We start from the raw sequence: 15,626 nt of genomic DNA, 5'->3' as shown, positions 1-15,626 counted from the left end.
TCCTCGCTGCTTTATATTGCCAACCGGCATCCATGTGCATCACCGGCACCGGCAATCGCTTCCTCGATGCGGTTGCCATCAATCAGCGCCCACTGCTGCGAGATACGGCCATTTACTAATTCAAAAAATCGAAACCCTCCCGCCGTCACCGCTACCCCGGTTGCAGCGTGCCCCCTCCATTCGCCGATATGCTGTAATTTCATGGAGACCCGTATACAGACCTTGTTGCCCTCTGAAATCATGTGTTCTATCGTCGTGCTGTGTTGAAAGGATTTGCTGGTTGCCGCAATCCACATTTTAGTTCCTTTAGCACCTTCCGGAAAGCCAGGAGGCAAGGAATGGTCAACGTAGTTCTCCCCTACAAAATCCATCAGCAAATCCGTCCGCTGTTTATTCCATACGGCATCTATAAAATCCAAAACCAATTGTTTTTCGCTGTTCATCTTTCTTTAACGTGTGATTTAAATTCGTGTCTGTCTTACCAATGTGCGCTGCAGCGCACTTATCAATCGGCTGATTTGCACGATCGGCGCCGCTCAGCAGAGACGTACGCCAATCGGAAACAGCAGCGACTAAAATCGGACTGCTCTCAGGTCTATATCTACTTCGATTTCATTCTTGATCTTATCTGCCGCCGGTAGATTGGCATCCGAAGCATAGGTCATCCCCCACTGGGTACGATCAAAGGTGAAATTGGAAACGACCTTCACGTCAGTGGCCGAAATAGTGATTTTTGCGGGGATATCCAGCGGAAGTGATTTACCCAGCAGCTTGAGATTTCCTTTGATCAGGTAGTTATTGCCTTTGGAGTCAACTGCAGCAGTTTTCTGTGCCGAACTTACCGTGTAGACCAGGTGTGGATAAAGAGCCAGGTTAAAAAAATCCGCGCTTTGCAGATGATGTGTCAGTTCCAGCTTTTTATCCGCCGGAAGATCATTCGTGACGACGATAGAGGAAATCGGAATACTGATTTCTCCGCCCCTGATCTCTTCACCTTTTAGTATGAAATCTTCCGCTTCCAGTGCTATCGTGCCCGAATTGAAATAGCCGGTTTCTAGGTAACCCTTCCAGGCTGCCGTGGAACCCGTTTCCACAGCCAACATCTCTTCACCCGCTGCCACTGACCCCGTTTCCTTTTTACATCCCATCAATGCGACAGACAGGCAGATGGCAATCATTGCATTTTTCTTTTTCATTGTTCAATTAATTTTTCTGCAAGTATGCCCACTTTCGGATGTAACCGGTAGCGGCGTCGACGGAATGCATAGTTTCGTCGACACTTGGCTGGAAATCTGCTACGCAGTAGCTCCCACCGGTTCTGATTTACAATTTTCTGCTTTGCCTGCTTTTCCTCGTCAAACCCTGTAAGCAGTACGATATGTCGTTGGTCGACAAATAATTGCACTCTGTCGACCGCTGCTTGGAATCTTCCGAAATTAAATACCTTTGTATATGGAAATAAACACCATCTGGAAGGCTAACGATCGCGTGCTTGTGCATGTAATTTTTTGGTTGTGTATTGTCGCCTTCCTGACCACGCTGTTTGAGGTGGGCGGGCCCGGATTCAAGGTGGCATTCAATACCGTCATGATGCTATTTCCGGTACATGTTGTCTATTTCTATACACTGAGCTACGTAATTATTCCCAAATACCTCTACACTCGAAAATTTCTACAATTGACGCTTTCTTTTGTCCTCCTTGCTGTTGGTTGTTTATTGGCATACCGGGTCATTGAGATCCTTTTTGCGGACCCCTATTTTTTTAAGGAGATGCGTAAAGTCAACCCTAACTGGCAATGGCAGAAAATAGAGGGGACATTTCTCAAGCAGCTTACAAACATGGAGTACATGATTCATGGGCTGGAACAGAGCAATTCAGTCGTATGGATCGCGCTGGTCATTAAGTTTTTCCGCATGTGGTATGAGCGTAAGCAGGTCGCTTTGCAGGCCGAGCTAAATTTTTTGAAGTCACAGATTCATCCGCATTTCCTTTTTAACACCCTGAATAATCTGTATGCGCTCACGCTTGATCAATCGCCCAAATCATCGGAGGTGGTGTTGGGGTTATCGGATATACTTCGTTACATGCTTTACGAGTGTAATGCCGATTACGTATCGCTGAAGCGGGACGTGGCCATCATCCAAAATTACCTGACGTTGGAACAACTGCGTTACGGAGACCGCTTAGATCTTAATTTCAGTATAAAAGGATCGATAACGGATCAACGTATCGCTCCCCTATTGATGATCCCGCTGATCGAAAATGCCTTTAAGCATGGAGCTAGCGAGATGACTGAGGAGGCCTGGATCAACATAGACCTTGATGTGGATGCCTATCGCCTCAAACTCAAAGTGTCTAACAGCAAGCCGGGTCAACCCATCGAACGGGACGCGGCCTGTGGCAACATCGGCCTTCAGAATTTAAAAAAGCGGCTGGAGTTGATGTATCCTGAAACCCATCTATTTACCACCTATGATGAACAAGACATGTATTTGGCAATTCTACAGATAAACTTTGGTGCGGTACCCAATCTGATAACGACAGCGGAACGAGAAACGTCGTCTGATTCAGGCCATGCAGGCACCATGTTTTCAAAACCCAAAACCAGTCGTTCATGGAAATAAAAACATTGATTGTCGATGACGAACCTCATGCGCTCGACATCATCGAAAGATATATAGCCAACTTTCCCGATTTGCACCTGGTCGCCAAATGCAACAACGCCGTGCAGGCATTCCAGATCCTCCAGAAGCATAAGATAGACCTGCTATTTCTCGATATTAAGATGCCGGGATTGCTCGGTACGGACCTGGTCAGAACGCTAACGAATCCACCCCGGATTATCTTTACTACCGCTTATCAGGACTATGCCCTTGAGGGCTTTGATCTGAATGCCGTTGACTACCTGCTCAAACCCATTCCCTTCGATCGGTTTCTGAAGGCAATGGATAAAGTATTCAATGGGTACCGTCCCGATTACTTGCCCGTTACACCCCCCAGCTCAACATCAACCGTTAAGAACGATAGTTTTCTTTATTTACGCGTCGACCGCAAAAATGTGAAGCTTAATGTAGACGATATTTATTGGGTAGAAAGCCTAAAGGACTACATCAAAGTTGTCCTGGCCGACAAGACGTATATCAGCAAGCAGAAAATCAGCGTATTGGCGGAGCTGCTGCCCGATGAAAAATTTGTCCGGATACACCGTTCCTTTATCGTTTCCATTGAAAAAATTCAAAGCTATTACTCCTTTGCCATTGAGATCTTGGGCAGGGAGCTACCTATCGGTCGAAATTATAAAGATGAACTCCGTAAACGGCTGAAATAAGTTTACGCTATTATTTCTGCCGTTTGTCGTTATAAACCGGCTGTCTGTCTACTTTTATTGAACAACCGCTGATACGGGCTGATTTTTGTGAAAATGAAGATGCATTTTCTCAAATACAACTTACATAAACAAATAAAACATGAAATTTTTAAAAGTTTTCGGACTCGTCATGGGAGTGGTCCTACTTCTGGCATTGGGCACCGGTTTATATGTCGATTTTGCGTTGCCTAATGTAGGCGATGCGCCGGATATCCGGGTTAGCAAAGACCGTGCAAGCATAGAAAGAGGAAAATATTTAGCCACCCATGTGGCGGTATGCATGGACTGCCATAGCCAGCGGGATTGGCGCATCTTTAGCGGCCCCCTAACCAAAGGAAGCGAAGGAAGCGGTGGGGAGCGATTCGCAAAAGAAGCCGGATTTCCGGGCACGATCTATTCCACCAATCTGACGCCCTACGGCTTGTCCCATTGGACAGACGGTGAGATCTACCGTGCCGTTACCACGGGGGTGGGCAAAGACGGTCGAGCCCTGTTTCCGGTCATGGGTTATCACCGTTTCGGGCAGATGGACAAAGCAGATGTGTACAGCATCATCGCCTACTTACGGACACTAGCGGCTGTCAAGAATGATGTACCGGCACCTGAATTGGACTTTCCGGTCAATCTGCTGAATAAGCTATCTCCGTCGCCTGCAGCCCATCAATTGAAACCATTGCCAAGTGATACGACTAACTACGGTGCGTATCTGGTTAACGTTGCAGGCTGTGTCGACTGTCATAGCAAACAGGATAAAGGGCGGGTGGTTCCGGGTAGTGAATTCGGTGGCGGCATGGAATTTCGTCAGCCTGCGGGTGTCATCCGTGCTCCTAATATTACCCCGCACCCCGAGACCGGGATCGGAGCATGGACGAAGGAGCTTTTTGTAAACAAATTTAAGGCGTATGCGGATAGCAGTTACCATCCCAAACCAATGGCGAAGGACGAGCTCAATTCGCCGATGCCGTGGACAATGTATGCTGGCATGAGCAAGCAAGATCTGGAAGCTATTTACGTCTACTTAAAAAGTCTGGAACCGAAGAATGTACCCATTCTGGTCAGAAGTTATGCAAATTAAATCCGGGGAGCCAGTCTTTGAAGATGAAAACAGAAGGACGGTTGCTATTGAAAATTCCTCCCTTTATGAAATACACCCGTGGTATCGGTTCCCTCGGGGCTTGCTATTCCCCGCAACCAGCCGTTCAGGTTGGTGCAATGCTGCACGACAACGTGGATGACCTCGCCCTCGATCTGCAACTTGCCCGATACAAGCAGCAGCCGGGACTGCAGAATCTCGCGGCGGTATTTTTCGAACATTTTGCCCCACACAACTAGGTTGGCAAACCCCGTTTCGTCTTCGATGGTTACGAACAATACGCCCTTGGCAGTACCGGGCCGCTGCCGCACCGTAATCATGCCACATACTTTGATAAACATTCCGTCCTTCATTTGGGGTAGATTCCCGGTGGGTATTACATGCAGTAGGTCCAATTTCTCCCGCAGGAAACTCACGGGGTGTGCTTTGATGGAAAGCGCCGTGCTGGCATAATCCTGCACTACGTGCTCTCCTGCTGTCATCAAGGGAAGCTTAATCTGGCCTTCCTTCGTGCATTCGGTTGGCTGGCCCTCGAAGAGGGCCACAGGCCGGTCGGCCAGGGCCGATACCGCCCACAGCGCCTGCCGGCGGTCCAGCCCGAGGGACCGGAATGCATCCGCGTCGGCCAGCCGCTCCATGGCCGCCAGCGGAACACCTGCATCCACCAGTGCGGTAACCTCGGTATATCCTTCAGCAGGGCGTGCATCGATCAGCACCTGCATGTCGTCCTCACGCAGGCCCTTTACCTGCCGGAAACCGAGGCGCAGCGCGTGAAGGCGCTGACCGAACCTTCCCTCCAGTGTATGGTCCCATTGCGACCTATTTACATCGACTGACCGCACTTCCACCCCATGCTTGCGTGCATCGATGACGATCTGGGCGGGCTGGTAGAATCCCATGGGTTGGCTGTTGAGCAGGGCGGCTGCGAAGATATCCGGATAATAATATTTCAGCCAGGAGGATATGTACACCAGCAGGGCGAAGGATGCTGCATGGCTCTCGGGGAATCCATAACTCCCGAATCCTTCGAGTTGTTTGAACACCCGGTTGGCAAAATCCTCCGTATAGCCCTTCTTCATCATACCGTCCACCATCTTTTTGTGAAAGGCGGAGACCTGTCCTTTGGCCTTGAACGTCGCCATGCTGCGTCGGAGTTCATCGGCTTCCGCGGCCGTGAATTCCGCCGCCACGATCGCGATTTCCATGGCCTGTTCCTGGAACAGCGGTACGCCCAGTGTCTTTTTAAGAATTTCCCGGATCTCCTCCGAGGGGTACTCCTCGGCCTCCTCGCCATTGCGCCGCCGCAGGTAGGGATGCACCATATCGCCCTGGATTGGCCCCGGCCGCACGATGGCCACCTCGATCACCAGGTCGTAGAATTCCCGTGGGCGCAGCCGCGGCAACATCGACATCTGTGCCCGGCTTTCGATCTGGAAGACACCCAGCGTGTCGGCATGGCCGATCATGTCGTATACCTTCGGGTCATCTTGTTCGACATTTGCCAAGGTCAGGTCCAGCCCATAATGTCGCTTGGCCAGATCGAATCCCTTGCGGATGCATGTCAGCATGCCCAACGCCAGTACGTCCACCTTCAGGAAGCCGAGCGCTTCGAGGTCATCCTTATTCCATTCCAGGTTGGTGCGGTCCTCCATCCGTGCGTTGATGATCGGACACAGCTCATGCAGGTTGCATTGCGTGATGACGAAACCGCCCGTATGCTGCCCGAGCTGCCGGGGGAATCCCATGTATTGGTAGGTGAGTTCGAGCACCTTTCGCAGGTGCGGATCATCGATACGGAACCCTTGCTGGGCCAGCAACTGTTCGTCGATGTAATCGTCCCAATGGCTGCTCACCGTACCCGCTAAACGGCCGACGGCATCCACCGACAGCCCCATGGCTTTGCCCACGTCGCGCACAGCGCCCTTGGAACGCACTTGGGTAACGGTGGCCACAATCGCGGCCCGGTGGCGTCCATACTTTTCATAGATGTACTGGATGACCTCCTCCCTTCTTTCGTGCTCGAAATCGACGTCGATATCCGGTGGTTCATCCCGTGCATCGGACATGAAACGGGCAAACAATAGCCGGAACTTAGCCGGATTGACCGACGTAATACCGAGGCAGTAGCAGACCGTTGAGTTTGCAGCGGATCCGCGGCCCTGGCAGAGGATGTCGCGCTCCCGCGCAAACCGCACGTAGTCGTGAACCGTCAGGAAATACGAGGCATAGTTTTTCTTTTCAATGAAAGCCAGTTCCATTTCGATGGTTTCCCGGACTTTCTTGGGAATATTGCCATTGAACCGTTCCTTTGCGCCCTCCCAGGTCAGGCGGGCCAGTTCTTCCTGCGGAGTACGGCCATCGGGAACGAGTTCCGTGGGGTAGATGTATTTCAGCTCGTCCAACGAGAAACAGCAGGCATCGGCAATGGCCTCCGCATTGCGGATGGCCTCCGGATACTGGCGGAATAGGCGATCCATTTCGGCCGGCGGCTTGAGGTAGCGCTCGGCATTTGGATGCAGGCGATAACCGGCCGTCTGGATGGTACATTTCTCGCGGATGCAGGTCAGTACGTCCTGCAATTCACGGCGCTGGGGAATGTGGTAATGGACGTCGTTCAGTGCCACCATGGGCATGTCCAGTTCCTTGCATAACTGGTGGATGCGGAACAGCTTCTTGGCATCATCGCCTGCATAGGTACGTACAGCACCCAGACAAAAGTGGCTGCCCAATGCCTGGCGGTATTCGGTGATGTGGCGTACATAGTCTGCTTCCAGCTCAAACGTTGCCGTCAGGCCCTCGGGCGGCACGGCGATGAATTCCATGCCCGCCGCGTGTTCATATACATCCACTTTGTTCAGGTGACATTGCCCTTTCTCCGCGCGGCGGTTGCCGATGGTCAACAAGGTCGAAAGCCGCCCATACGCTTCCCGGCCTTTCGGATACGCGAGCAAGCTCGGACCATCCAGCAGATCCAGCCGGCAGGCCGGTATCAGGCGGATCTTGTGCTTCTTTGCCGCCATATGCGCCCGCACAATGCCTGCAAAGCTGTTTCGATCGGTGACGGCGATGGCTTGATAGCCCAACGCCGCGGCCTGCTCCACCAGTTCCTCCGGATGGGATGCCCCGCGGAGGAAGCTGAAATTTGTCGTCACCTGTAATTCCACGTATGCCATACGCTATTTCTTTTATGCAAAAAATCCGTGCAGAAACCAACGTTGCGGGCGGTCGTCTCCATAATGGCCGGAGCGGTACAGCCAGTACCGGCGGCCCTTGTCATCCTCTACGTAGTAATAATCGCGGTGTTCGCCCTCGTCCATCCACCATTCACGCTCGATCCGTTCCGGGCCGTCGGCCTTCCTGATCGTATGCGCCTCGCCCCGGTGGCGGAACAGCATAGGCGGGTAATCCGGTATGGGTGCGGTTACTTCAATGGGTTCGGGTGAAGCCAGCAGTCGCGTGGGCCGCGGCCGGTCGCTCTTCCATAGGGTGGAAGGTTTTTCCGTAATGGAAGAAGCCTCCCTGAATGACCGTTCGGGCCAGTGATGCTCGTCGGGCAGGTAGCGGTAGACCGCCCGGACGCCCCGACGGCCTTTCAACCGGTCGATCAGTTCGGATAGCGCCGTATCTTCCAGTCCCGGCACGCCACCCCAAAGGGCTTCCTGCACGGGGTCTACCTCCTCCACCTTGCCCGCTTCCAGCACGAACAGTTCAATTCCCAAAGCCGGTTCGATGTGCGGTATCTTCCATGCAAACAGCTTCATCAAGTGCGGTATGCTGGCCGTAGCACGGCTCGTTGTGATTCCCACCTGCACAGAATTTCCGTCAATGCGATGGCATTTCAATGTCGCAATCCGCAGGCCCCTGCCTTCGCCGGAGAGTCGTTTGCAGAGCGCCTCCAGCAGGTTGCCGATGGCAATCTCGATGCCCGCGGCCGTGCGGATGGGTTCCAGGCAGGGCAGCCGTTCAACATAGGGTGGCACCGGCCGCAGCGGGAGGATGGGCTCGTCTTCCCTGCCCAATGCCTGCCGCAGACGCAGCGGCAGGCCTTCGCCGAAACGCCTCCGGAGCGCGGACGATGGCATGTGCAGGAAGCTGCCAATCGTGCGCAGGCCGAGTTTGTGCAGCCGGTCAACCACCTCCGGTTCCAACCGCAGGGCCGCCGGCGGCAACGGCATCAGCGCATCGATTTCCCTGCCATCGTCCACGATCGGATTCTTACCGAAACGGGCCATCGCCCAGGCCGCACCAATGGTCCCGGCGATGGCCATACGCACATGGAATCCCCGTTTCCGCAATTTAACTACGATGTCTTTCAGGTAATAGTTTTCCCCCTTCCACAGGTGGGCGCAGCCGCTGATATCCAGGATAAGCCCATCGGGCGGATCCATGGCCACCATGGGTGTATAGCGGATGCACCATAGTCCCAGTACTTTCAGCAGCCTTTTGTTCAGGTCTTCCTTCGCATCAGTAACCTCCAGGTCGGGAAAGCATGCCTTTGCGTCGGCCACGACCATCCCGCGGGCGATTCCCTGCGCTTCCGCCGCACCGTTCGCTTCGGTGATGACCATCCGGCCGTGTTGGGGGGCCGCCAGCACAAACGGCACCTTACGCAGGCGCGGTTGCCGGATCGTGTGCCTGTCTGTGGTTAAGTAAGGAAACCAGATTGATGCAAAGCGCTTTTCCATATTGAGTTAACTGATTTTCTTCATTTGTACAAACCTGTTCCGTGCCTGTCGGGTCGGCACAACCGGAATAAAGCGACCTTCCGACCATTCCAATTGCCAGCAACCGGGATTGCCATTGCGTACCTTCAATAGGTCGACCTCCCACCTCGGAAAGCCGATACCGGGCAGGCCATCCTCCAGTAAGCTTGGCAACGACCGGATACGCCAGCGGGCAGCGCAGGCCGTCGATCCGACTAAGCGGGGATTGCAGCGTAGGATAAGACCGACTACCCGGCTTTTCTCGACAGCCAGTTGCAGACGCCGTGATTGTACGAAATCCATTTCCTGCAACTCGGCAACCACAGCGACCAGCCCACTGCATTTAAGCGCTTCTTCGGTGGCCCACAGCACGTCGCGCTCCCGTGCGATGTCTACAAAGATGACACGGTCGGGCGCCACGCCGAACGCCCGGACGGAAGGCGGGAACAGCAACCTTGAGGTGCTGATCCAGAGGCAGACGCCATTGTCTGTCGTCAGCCGCGACAGCAATCCGCCGATGAATCCGCTTGTTGCCGCACTATCCTCCCGGGAACCGCTGATAAACTCATGGACGCCAAATGACGGAAATACCTCACCGGGAAACGCATCTTCAATCGGCCCAAGGCCGATCCGTTCCGTATGACTTTCCGGCATTGCAACCCCCTGCCAGCGCAACAGGTCCCGCTTCAATCGGCCTATTGTTTCATCTTTGCTTTCCTGTTTCATCTGCATATGCTATTGAATTGGGACATCAAAACTAATACTAATTTTTTTAGCACACAATAGGTGTTGAAATTTTAGGAAAAAGCCTGAAGATGCCGCCGGAAAGCGGTCTCTTCAGGCTTGATGGAATCCAGCCGACTAGCGCCGGCGTTGCCACAGGCGTTGCAGCAGCCACGTCACCGCGAAACTCACCACCGCACCGATGGCGGCAAGCAGTGCGGTACGTAGCATGTCGTGTAGGCCCAACTGGCCGATGACGCTCAGCAGCGTACCGCCCGTGGTGCCGATACCGACCTGCTGGCTAGCCTTCATCTTCTTCCCTCCTATCTTTTGCTGCACCTTCCACTGCTTCCAGCACACCCAAAGTCAGTGCCAAGTATTTGGCTACGGCCACGAGCTTAAGTGGCAGCTTCAGTGGTGAAGCGATGACCAGCTGGCTCGCCACGGCGAGTCCTTCCTTGATCCGTTCGTAAATTGTCGGTTTTCCCGCTTCGGGTAGGCCGACAGGTTCTTGATTTCCTTTCATTTTTTTGTTTTTCAGTGATCGTTTTGGTTGCGCTTTGGTTGCGCAACGCAACTGGAATGGGATCGCAGTTAGCAAGCCCACCGGAACTGTAACGCTCCCTGCGGTCACGTCACTAGGTTCCTTGTGGACTTGCTAAGCTGCTTAGAGAGAAGTTAACGCTCCGGATCCAACTCCCCACAACCCCTACCCCCCTACCGGTTTGCAACCAGTGCAGACACGGCCTAGGAGATCCTAGCGAAGCGACGGAGATTCAGACGTGGAGCACTGGTTGCAAACCACAACCCGATCGTTACCCCGTTCAATCTCCTTCACCAGCAGCGGATACACATATTTATACGCTGCCGCCGAGTGCAGCACCCGGTAATCACCATCTATCAGCTGCCAATACGAACCGGTAAGCGGGCATCCCGCCGTATCCGTATGGTAATTGCCGATGTGGATGAACACCAATTGGTAATTGGGTATTTCCGTGATTTCCACCATGCCTTCGTGCAGCTTCGGGTATTTCGAGATGTACTTTGCATTCATGCCCGCCCAAGCATTTAGCGACAGACCGAATTCCCCCTCGGGAATGCACGTACGCCCTGGTATCTTTTCCGTGCGGATGCTGTCTTCCAACAGGTAACAAACAAAGAGGCCGCCAATGTATAAGTGACTCAGCGTACTGTTCTTCCCCTGTGCCACGCGGACGATTCGTATCTGTTCCATTTATTTTGATCGTTGATTTCAAAAAAGCAGCGGGGTCTTCCCCACCCCGCTGCCTGAGAACCGCTACGGTTCAGGTTCCTCTGCTGGCTCCTCTGTTCCGGCTAATACCACCGTGCCCGCATACTGGCTAATGGATTGCCGCCCACCTTCACGGTGACGCGCAAACGCCCACACATAGAACTCATGGCCGGCAAAAATTGCCGGAAGTTCCAGTTGCAATGCTTCGTCCTGCCTTACGGCGGTTCGGTTGGTTGTAAACAACTGCTCGGTGCGATTGTACAACAGCACGAACACCTGATCGTCGAAGTACGAGCCCTTTACCTCATCGGGATCGACCGGTTCCTCACTGAGGTCCATCCACGACAGCGATAACGTGTTCGGGGTTTCCGATGCCAAGGTAAGCCCGACGAGCTTATCCATATTGCCCTGGCTCACGGCTACCTTTTCGAAGTCGATCTCATAATCGGGATAGTCGCCGATGATGGCCTGCGTGATGAACAATTGGAGCCCGCGGTTGTACCCCGTGTTGTTGCCCCGCTGCTTGTCATTGAAACCCAGATTAAGTATCCACTTCATCGGTTGAAGGAAGGATACCGCCAGTGCAAACTTCGCCCGCTGCGCCAACTGTGCTGGTGTAGCCGGCTTCCTACTCGGTTTGGGCAAGCTGCGCATGTACGTGATATGCCTCCAGCTGCTGCCTACGGTGTTGCCGATGGTTCCGGAAAAGGCACCGTTGATCCCTTTTTTGAAAACTGCCATAATTAAAAAATTTAAGCGTTAAAAATTCTGTTTGTTACTCCTTGAAAGCACTGTCATACCGGTATTTCCGCTTTCTGGAAACAAACGTAGCAAAGCCCGTGCGCCGCTGAAATTTTTGGCACTCATTGGCACCGATTGGCACGAATCCGTGCCAATCGGTGCCATTTCTTCGACAGCTGTTCGACTCGTGTTCGACAACCGTTCGGAAACGCTTCGAGAATCCTTCGACCATTGTTCGACACGGCTGCGACAGTCCTTCGGCTATTCTTCGGCAGCCAGCCGAACAGCGGCCGGAACACCGTGCTAGAAATGCCGAACCAACCGCGAACGAATCTCCTGCGAAGGTCAGATCCGGCCGCGGCGTTTGCTTTCTTTGAGTTCCTCCTCCAGGTCGCTGGGGTAGAAAAAGTCCGGGCCTTCCCACTTGCGCGGCACCAGATCGCCCGAGGCTACCTTGCGGAAGTACGAACGACGGCTGATGCCGAGGTAGCCCAACACGTCGGGCAAGTAAAGTTTAGGTTCCTCTACGGGAAAAGTGCGCCGGATAAAGGCCGCAATCTCCGGCAGATGTTTGGCCAATTGTTCGATCAGGCCGGTTTCGAGCAATGTCCTGGCTAACTCGTCGACGTTGGTAAGATGAAAGTTTAGGTTACTGAGGTTGTTATTCAGATTTTCAACTAAATTTTTCATGGGTTTGGTGTTTTACACCATCTTCATGACAGGGACCCCATTTTGCGACCGCTTGCATACCCCATATGAATTCAATACGTAGCAGACCGCCTAACCCATCTGGCCGCAGCATGCTGACGGTAGATGGCATTGTTTATAATTGTTGCTTACAAACTTAGTCATTTGCACGCTGTTTTCATATCATGCCTTTTTCCCGATTCCGAAGATCACTATCTCGGTATAAAACCAGCCATCGTCTTTCCGTGTAGCGAGACGATACCTATCGGGGTATGCATACTGAAGCCGCTCTTCCAGGTTGGCGAGCCCTGTTCCGCTGCCTTCCCGGCCTTTTTCGATGCGGATGCGATTTTCGGCGGTGATCCAAAGGTCTTCTTCCGCCAAGCGCACCCGTATAACAGCGGGGGCATCCGCCCGGTTGAGCACCGCATAGCGAATCATATTTTCGGCCAGCGGGATGACCACCATTGGGATCGTGTTGATGCCCGCCAGCTCATCCACATCCACATCCACTTCCAGCTTCCAGTTCAACGCAGCCCCGTAGCGAATGGACTGGATTTCGATCATGCAGCGGATGCATTCGATTTCATCTACCAGTTTTATAGGTGCCCGGGGATCATTGCCACCGATGTAAAATTGAACCACGCGGATGGTATAATCGAGCGCCAATTGAACACTGGCTTTTGACTCACGGGTGATGACACTCAGCATCAATAGATGCGTATCCAGGAGATGCGGGTCTAATTGGGCCCGTCGCCATGCCTGCCGGGCTTGTTGGATCTCCTGCCGGATTTTTGTGCGGTTGGCATAAGGCGGGTAAATCCGTTCGATGATGAACGCAACCCAACTCGCGAGCAGGCTCAGCAGATTGGGGAGCGCATACGGAGCAAAATTCCGTATGGACCCGTCAACCAACGAAAACACATCTTTCGGGGTAAAATCCTCCCAATCGATTTCGAGGTTACCTAAAATCATGCTGATCGCTACGGATAGGCTAATCATCCCCAACAGGTTACACGTGACCACCAGCAGCGTTCTTCCCCATCGCAAGTGGCCCTTAGCTGCCGTAAATGGCCATACCCACAGGAAATTGATATAGAAGATCGGTATACTGATCAACAACGATATCCACACATCCGCGCGATGGCTGGGATGCGCGGGACGTACCGCACCATACCAGTAAAACAAAAAACAAAGCAGGGCCGCCAAGCACACGCTTAGGTGATAAATCCAGCCAAACCGATACCGTACGGAAAAAAGTGCGTCCATCCTACCCCAGGCCGTGCTGCTTCATAAATTCCCGAAAGAGCGGCTGGTAGGTGCGTTTCACCGCTTCGTAGCCGCCCCATTTAAAGTAAACCACCAGTTGGGGATCCACCTCTTTGATTGCATAGCGGGAAATGATGGTATTTTGGTTAATCCGGATAAACCAGCCCACACCTCTGAGCCGTTGCAGAACTTTCGACATCGTACCCTGAATCAACAGGCGATCTTGCCTATCCGCCGCGACGATTAAACCGTATTTATCACTGAACGATATTTTCAGGATATCGCGGAGATCCACGGAGATCCTGTTTTTGGAAATACGATCGTGCACAAACAAAACATCCGTCGATATCGCTCCCTCGGGCGTTTTCCGATCTTCCTGATCCAATTGCTCCAGCAGCAGGGAAACGGCGGCGACGTCAATTGGTTTACGCAGGTAATGCACCATGGACGCCGTGGTGAAGATTTCCTCTCCATGGGTTTCTTTTTGCGTTAAGAAGACAAACAGGTTGCAGCATCCCCCCAGCAGTCTATTGGCTTCATAACCATCTTTGCCGGGCATCAGGATATCGCAGAAAATCACGTCCACATTGCCGTGGGCATCGATGTACGCAAGTGCTTCGTCTGTACTGGAAAATGCGGCAGTTAAGGTTAATCGGGCCAATCGCTGCACAATGTCACAGGGTTTTTGAATTGTTCACTTGGGTCAGTAGTTCTGTAGGTGCATAGCCAAATTGTTTTTTGAAGGCAAAACAAAAGTGCGATAGATTTTCGAAACCTGTTTCGTAACATACATCAATCGGCTTTCTCCTTTTTTCTACAATCTGATAATGCGCAAGTTCCAGACGTTTTCGGGTAAGCCAACGTTGGGGCGTGCTGTTAAAAGCCTTGTTAAAATCCCGCTTAAATGTAGTAAGGCTCCGCCCTGTTAGGTAGCTAAATTTTTCTAAAGGAAGATTAAACATAAAGTTCTTTTCCATATAGTTCGCTATATCAATTTTTCCCGGCTCTTCAAAATTTGCCAGCACGTTGTCGACCTCTTTGTTAATACTCCGAAGAATGGTAATGGCTTCTGCTATTTTTAGCGATGCGATTTCTGAAGGAAGCTCCTCCATTGCAAAATAGGGAACAACCGAAGCAAGGCAGCTTTCTAATAGAGGATGGTTGCTGAACACAAATATTTTTGGCCCTTCGGATAATTTTGGTCTTACATCCAGGTTGGCATAAAAATTCCTCAATTTTTCCGTTGAAAGGTGCATGACAACTGTTTTGTGAGGTTGTTCATCCTTCGGGTAATTGATAATTGTAGACAATTGATTCCTGGGAATCAGGAAGATATCTCCTTTCCTGAAAAAGTAAGTAGCATCGGCTAGTACAATTTTTGTTTCACCAGAAATAAACCAGACGAGCATGTGATGGTCGAACATGATATCCGATTTAAAAAACCGATCCTCATAACAGGAGAGTTTGATATCCTCTGTTATATATTTTGCTTGGTACTCCATTACCTGTTTCTTAACTATATTTATCTTAACTGGCCGAACTACTGACAGGAAAGCCGTGAATAGTGTAGCTACTGCTTAAAATTATTAAATTCTTCATTACGATGAACGCATTAGGTCTACCTTTCTTTGCTGATGATCATTATTTTTCACTCAATCCCTTGCGGCGGTTATTATTAACGAATGTTTTTACTTTACCCGTTGTGCGGTTTAAACAGCAAGCGCATGTTTCAACCTGTTAATATTTCTGTTGTTTAAAAAGTTCGTGTACTGCAATACTGCTACTGCGGA

At 51.9% G+C, this 15,626-nt stretch carries 17 protein-coding genes; 4 read left to right on the top strand and 13 right to left on the bottom strand.

Going from position 1 to position 15,626, the window contains the following annotated elements:
• Nucleotides 1–11: 11 nt before the first annotated feature.
• Together BMZ56_RS23625 and BMZ56_RS23620 are read right to left on the bottom strand one after the other, a co-directional pair.
• Nucleotides 12–443: an ester cyclase gene (locus tag BMZ56_RS23625; RefSeq protein WP_090631870.1), complete on the bottom strand. Its 432-nt coding sequence runs from the start codon at nt 441–443 to the stop codon at nt 12–14.
• A gap of 129 nt (nt 444–572) precedes the next feature.
• The gene (locus BMZ56_RS23620) at nt 573–1,196 is read right to left on the bottom strand and encodes a YceI family protein (protein WP_090631868.1); all 624 of its coding nucleotides are present in this window, start codon (nt 1,194–1,196) and stop codon (nt 573–575) included.
• Nucleotides 1,197–1,452: 256 nt separating this feature from the next.
• Here BMZ56_RS23620 and BMZ56_RS23610 point away from each other — a divergent pair, with 256 nt between their 5' ends.
• The 3 genes from BMZ56_RS23610 (at nt 1,453) to BMZ56_RS23600 (ending at nt 4,443) form a co-directional block, all read left to right on the top strand.
• On the top strand, nt 1,453–2,625 hold the full coding sequence (locus BMZ56_RS23610) for a sensor histidine kinase (protein ID WP_090631863.1): 1,173 nt from the start codon (nt 1,453–1,455) through the stop codon (nt 2,623–2,625).
• Complete coding sequence (locus tag BMZ56_RS23605; protein WP_090631860.1) at nt 2,616–3,329, top strand: LytR/AlgR family response regulator transcription factor; 714 nt, start codon at nt 2,616–2,618, stop codon at nt 3,327–3,329. Before BMZ56_RS23610 ends, BMZ56_RS23605 begins: the two co-directional genes overlap by 10 nt.
• A gap of 139 nt (nt 3,330–3,468) precedes the next feature.
• On the top strand, nt 3,469–4,443 hold the full coding sequence (locus tag BMZ56_RS23600) for a c-type cytochrome (RefSeq protein ID WP_090631857.1): 975 nt from the start codon (nt 3,469–3,471) through the stop codon (nt 4,441–4,443).
• A gap of 44 nt (nt 4,444–4,487) precedes the next feature.
• Here BMZ56_RS23600 and BMZ56_RS23595 read toward each other — a convergent pair whose 3' ends face one another.
• The 7 genes from BMZ56_RS23595 to BMZ56_RS23570 form a co-directional block, all read right to left on the bottom strand.
• Nucleotides 4,488–7,634: an error-prone DNA polymerase gene (locus BMZ56_RS23595; RefSeq protein ID WP_090631855.1), complete on the bottom strand. Its 3,147-nt coding sequence runs from the start codon at nt 7,632–7,634 to the stop codon at nt 4,488–4,490.
• A gap of 12 nt (nt 7,635–7,646) precedes the next feature.
• Nucleotides 7,647–9,146: a Y-family DNA polymerase gene (locus BMZ56_RS23590; RefSeq protein WP_090631852.1), complete on the bottom strand. Its 1,500-nt coding sequence runs from the start codon at nt 9,144–9,146 to the stop codon at nt 7,647–7,649.
• 6 nt (nt 9,147–9,152) lie between these two features.
• Nucleotides 9,153–9,890: an ImuA family protein gene (locus tag BMZ56_RS23585; protein WP_090632212.1), complete on the bottom strand. Its 738-nt coding sequence runs from the start codon at nt 9,888–9,890 to the stop codon at nt 9,153–9,155.
• 135 nt (nt 9,891–10,025) lie between these two features.
• Nucleotides 10,026–10,199: a hypothetical protein gene (locus BMZ56_RS25730; protein ID WP_177195291.1), complete on the bottom strand. Its 174-nt coding sequence runs from the start codon at nt 10,197–10,199 to the stop codon at nt 10,026–10,028.
• Nucleotides 10,189–10,413 carry a hypothetical protein gene (locus BMZ56_RS23580; protein WP_143073011.1) on the bottom strand — a complete coding sequence of 75 codons (225 nt, stop codon included), beginning with the start codon at nt 10,411–10,413 and terminating at the stop codon, nt 10,189–10,191. The genes BMZ56_RS25730 and BMZ56_RS23580 overlap by 11 nt, the downstream gene beginning before the upstream one ends.
• Before the next feature lie 231 nt (nt 10,414–10,644).
• Complete coding sequence (locus tag BMZ56_RS23575; RefSeq protein ID WP_090631847.1) at nt 10,645–11,121, bottom strand: DUF5675 family protein; 477 nt, start codon at nt 11,119–11,121, stop codon at nt 10,645–10,647.
• Nucleotides 11,122–11,184: 63 nt separating this feature from the next.
• Nucleotides 11,185–11,880: a DUF6266 family protein gene (locus tag BMZ56_RS23570; RefSeq protein WP_090631844.1), complete on the bottom strand. Its 696-nt coding sequence runs from the start codon at nt 11,878–11,880 to the stop codon at nt 11,185–11,187.
• A gap of 31 nt (nt 11,881–11,911) precedes the next feature.
• Here BMZ56_RS23570 and BMZ56_RS23565 point away from each other — a divergent pair, with 31 nt between their 5' ends.
• Nucleotides 11,912–12,187 carry a hypothetical protein gene (locus BMZ56_RS23565; RefSeq protein WP_090631842.1) on the top strand — a complete coding sequence of 92 codons (276 nt, stop codon included), beginning with the start codon at nt 11,912–11,914 and terminating at the stop codon, nt 12,185–12,187.
• A 38-nt stretch (nt 12,188–12,225) separates the two neighbouring features.
• Here BMZ56_RS23565 and BMZ56_RS23560 read toward each other — a convergent pair whose 3' ends face one another.
• The 4 genes from BMZ56_RS23560 to BMZ56_RS23545 all read right to left on the bottom strand — a co-directional run bounded on the left by BMZ56_RS23560 (nt 12,226) and on the right by BMZ56_RS23545 (nt 15,338).
• The gene (locus BMZ56_RS23560; RefSeq protein ID WP_090631839.1) at nt 12,226–12,570 is read right to left on the bottom strand and encodes a hypothetical protein; all 345 of its coding nucleotides are present in this window, start codon (nt 12,568–12,570) and stop codon (nt 12,226–12,228) included.
• A gap of 180 nt (nt 12,571–12,750) precedes the next feature.
• Nucleotides 12,751–13,836, bottom strand: a complete 1,086-nt coding sequence (locus BMZ56_RS23555; RefSeq protein ID WP_090631837.1) for a LytS family sensor histidine kinase — start codon at nt 13,834–13,836, stop codon at nt 12,751–12,753.
• 1 nt (nt 13,837) lies between these two features.
• Nucleotides 13,838–14,506, bottom strand: coding sequence for a LytR/AlgR family response regulator transcription factor (locus BMZ56_RS23550; RefSeq protein ID WP_090631834.1), 669 nt, complete (start codon nt 14,504–14,506; stop codon nt 13,838–13,840).
• Between the two features lie 4 nt (nt 14,507–14,510).
• Nucleotides 14,511–15,338, bottom strand: a complete 828-nt coding sequence (locus tag BMZ56_RS23545; RefSeq protein ID WP_090631830.1) for a helix-turn-helix domain-containing protein — start codon at nt 15,336–15,338, stop codon at nt 14,511–14,513.
• Nucleotides 15,339–15,626 lie beyond the last annotated feature (288 nt).

It is taken from the genome of Parapedobacter indicus (assembly GCF_900113765.1).
GTDB classification, from domain to species: Bacteria; Bacteroidota; Bacteroidia; order Sphingobacteriales; family Sphingobacteriaceae; genus Parapedobacter; species Parapedobacter indicus.
The sequence above is the reverse complement of the archived record's forward strand: the minus strand, read 5'-3'. Positions and strand labels throughout refer to the sequence as shown.

What these genes read in the sequence shown, in the direction of transcription:
- BMZ56_RS23585 (WP_090632212.1), bottom strand. Translation starts at nt 9,890, where the DNA reads ATGAAACAGGAAAGCAAAGATGAAACAATAGGCCGATTGAAGCGGGAC.
- BMZ56_RS23575 (WP_090631847.1), bottom strand. Translation starts at nt 11,121, where the DNA reads ATGGAACAGATACGAATCGTCCGCGTGGCACAGGGGAAGAACAGTACG.
- BMZ56_RS23625 (WP_090631870.1), bottom strand. Translation starts at nt 443, where the DNA reads ATGAACAGCGAAAAACAATTGGTTTTGGATTTTATAGATGCCGTATGG.
- BMZ56_RS23590 (WP_090631852.1), bottom strand. Translation starts at nt 9,146, where the DNA reads ATGGAAAAGCGCTTTGCATCAATCTGGTTTCCTTACTTAACCACAGAC.
- BMZ56_RS23610 (WP_090631863.1), top strand. Translation starts at nt 1,453, where the DNA reads ATGGAAATAAACACCATCTGGAAGGCTAACGATCGCGTGCTTGTGCAT.
- BMZ56_RS23620 (WP_090631868.1), bottom strand. Translation starts at nt 1,196, where the DNA reads ATGAAAAAGAAAAATGCAATGATTGCCATCTGCCTGTCTGTCGCATTG.
- BMZ56_RS25730 (WP_177195291.1), bottom strand. Translation starts at nt 10,199, where the DNA reads ATGAAGGCTAGCCAGCAGGTCGGTATCGGCACCACGGGCGGTACGCTG.
- BMZ56_RS23560 (WP_090631839.1), bottom strand. Translation starts at nt 12,570, where the DNA reads ATGAAAAATTTAGTTGAAAATCTGAATAACAACCTCAGTAACCTAAAC.
- BMZ56_RS23545 (WP_090631830.1), bottom strand. Translation starts at nt 15,338, where the DNA reads ATGGAGTACCAAGCAAAATATATAACAGAGGATATCAAACTCTCCTGT.
- BMZ56_RS23605 (WP_090631860.1), top strand. Translation starts at nt 2,616, where the DNA reads ATGGAAATAAAAACATTGATTGTCGATGACGAACCTCATGCGCTCGAC.
- BMZ56_RS23570 (WP_090631844.1), bottom strand. Translation starts at nt 11,880, where the DNA reads ATGGCAGTTTTCAAAAAAGGGATCAACGGTGCCTTTTCCGGAACCATC.
- BMZ56_RS23600 (WP_090631857.1), top strand. Translation starts at nt 3,469, where the DNA reads ATGAAATTTTTAAAAGTTTTCGGACTCGTCATGGGAGTGGTCCTACTT.
- BMZ56_RS23595 (WP_090631855.1), bottom strand. Translation starts at nt 7,634, where the DNA reads ATGGCATACGTGGAATTACAGGTGACGACAAATTTCAGCTTCCTCCGC.
- BMZ56_RS23580 (WP_143073011.1), bottom strand. Translation starts at nt 10,413, where the DNA reads ATGAAAGGAAATCAAGAACCTGTCGGCCTACCCGAAGCGGGAAAACCG.
- BMZ56_RS23555 (WP_090631837.1), bottom strand. Translation starts at nt 13,836, where the DNA reads ATGGACGCACTTTTTTCCGTACGGTATCGGTTTGGCTGGATTTATCAC.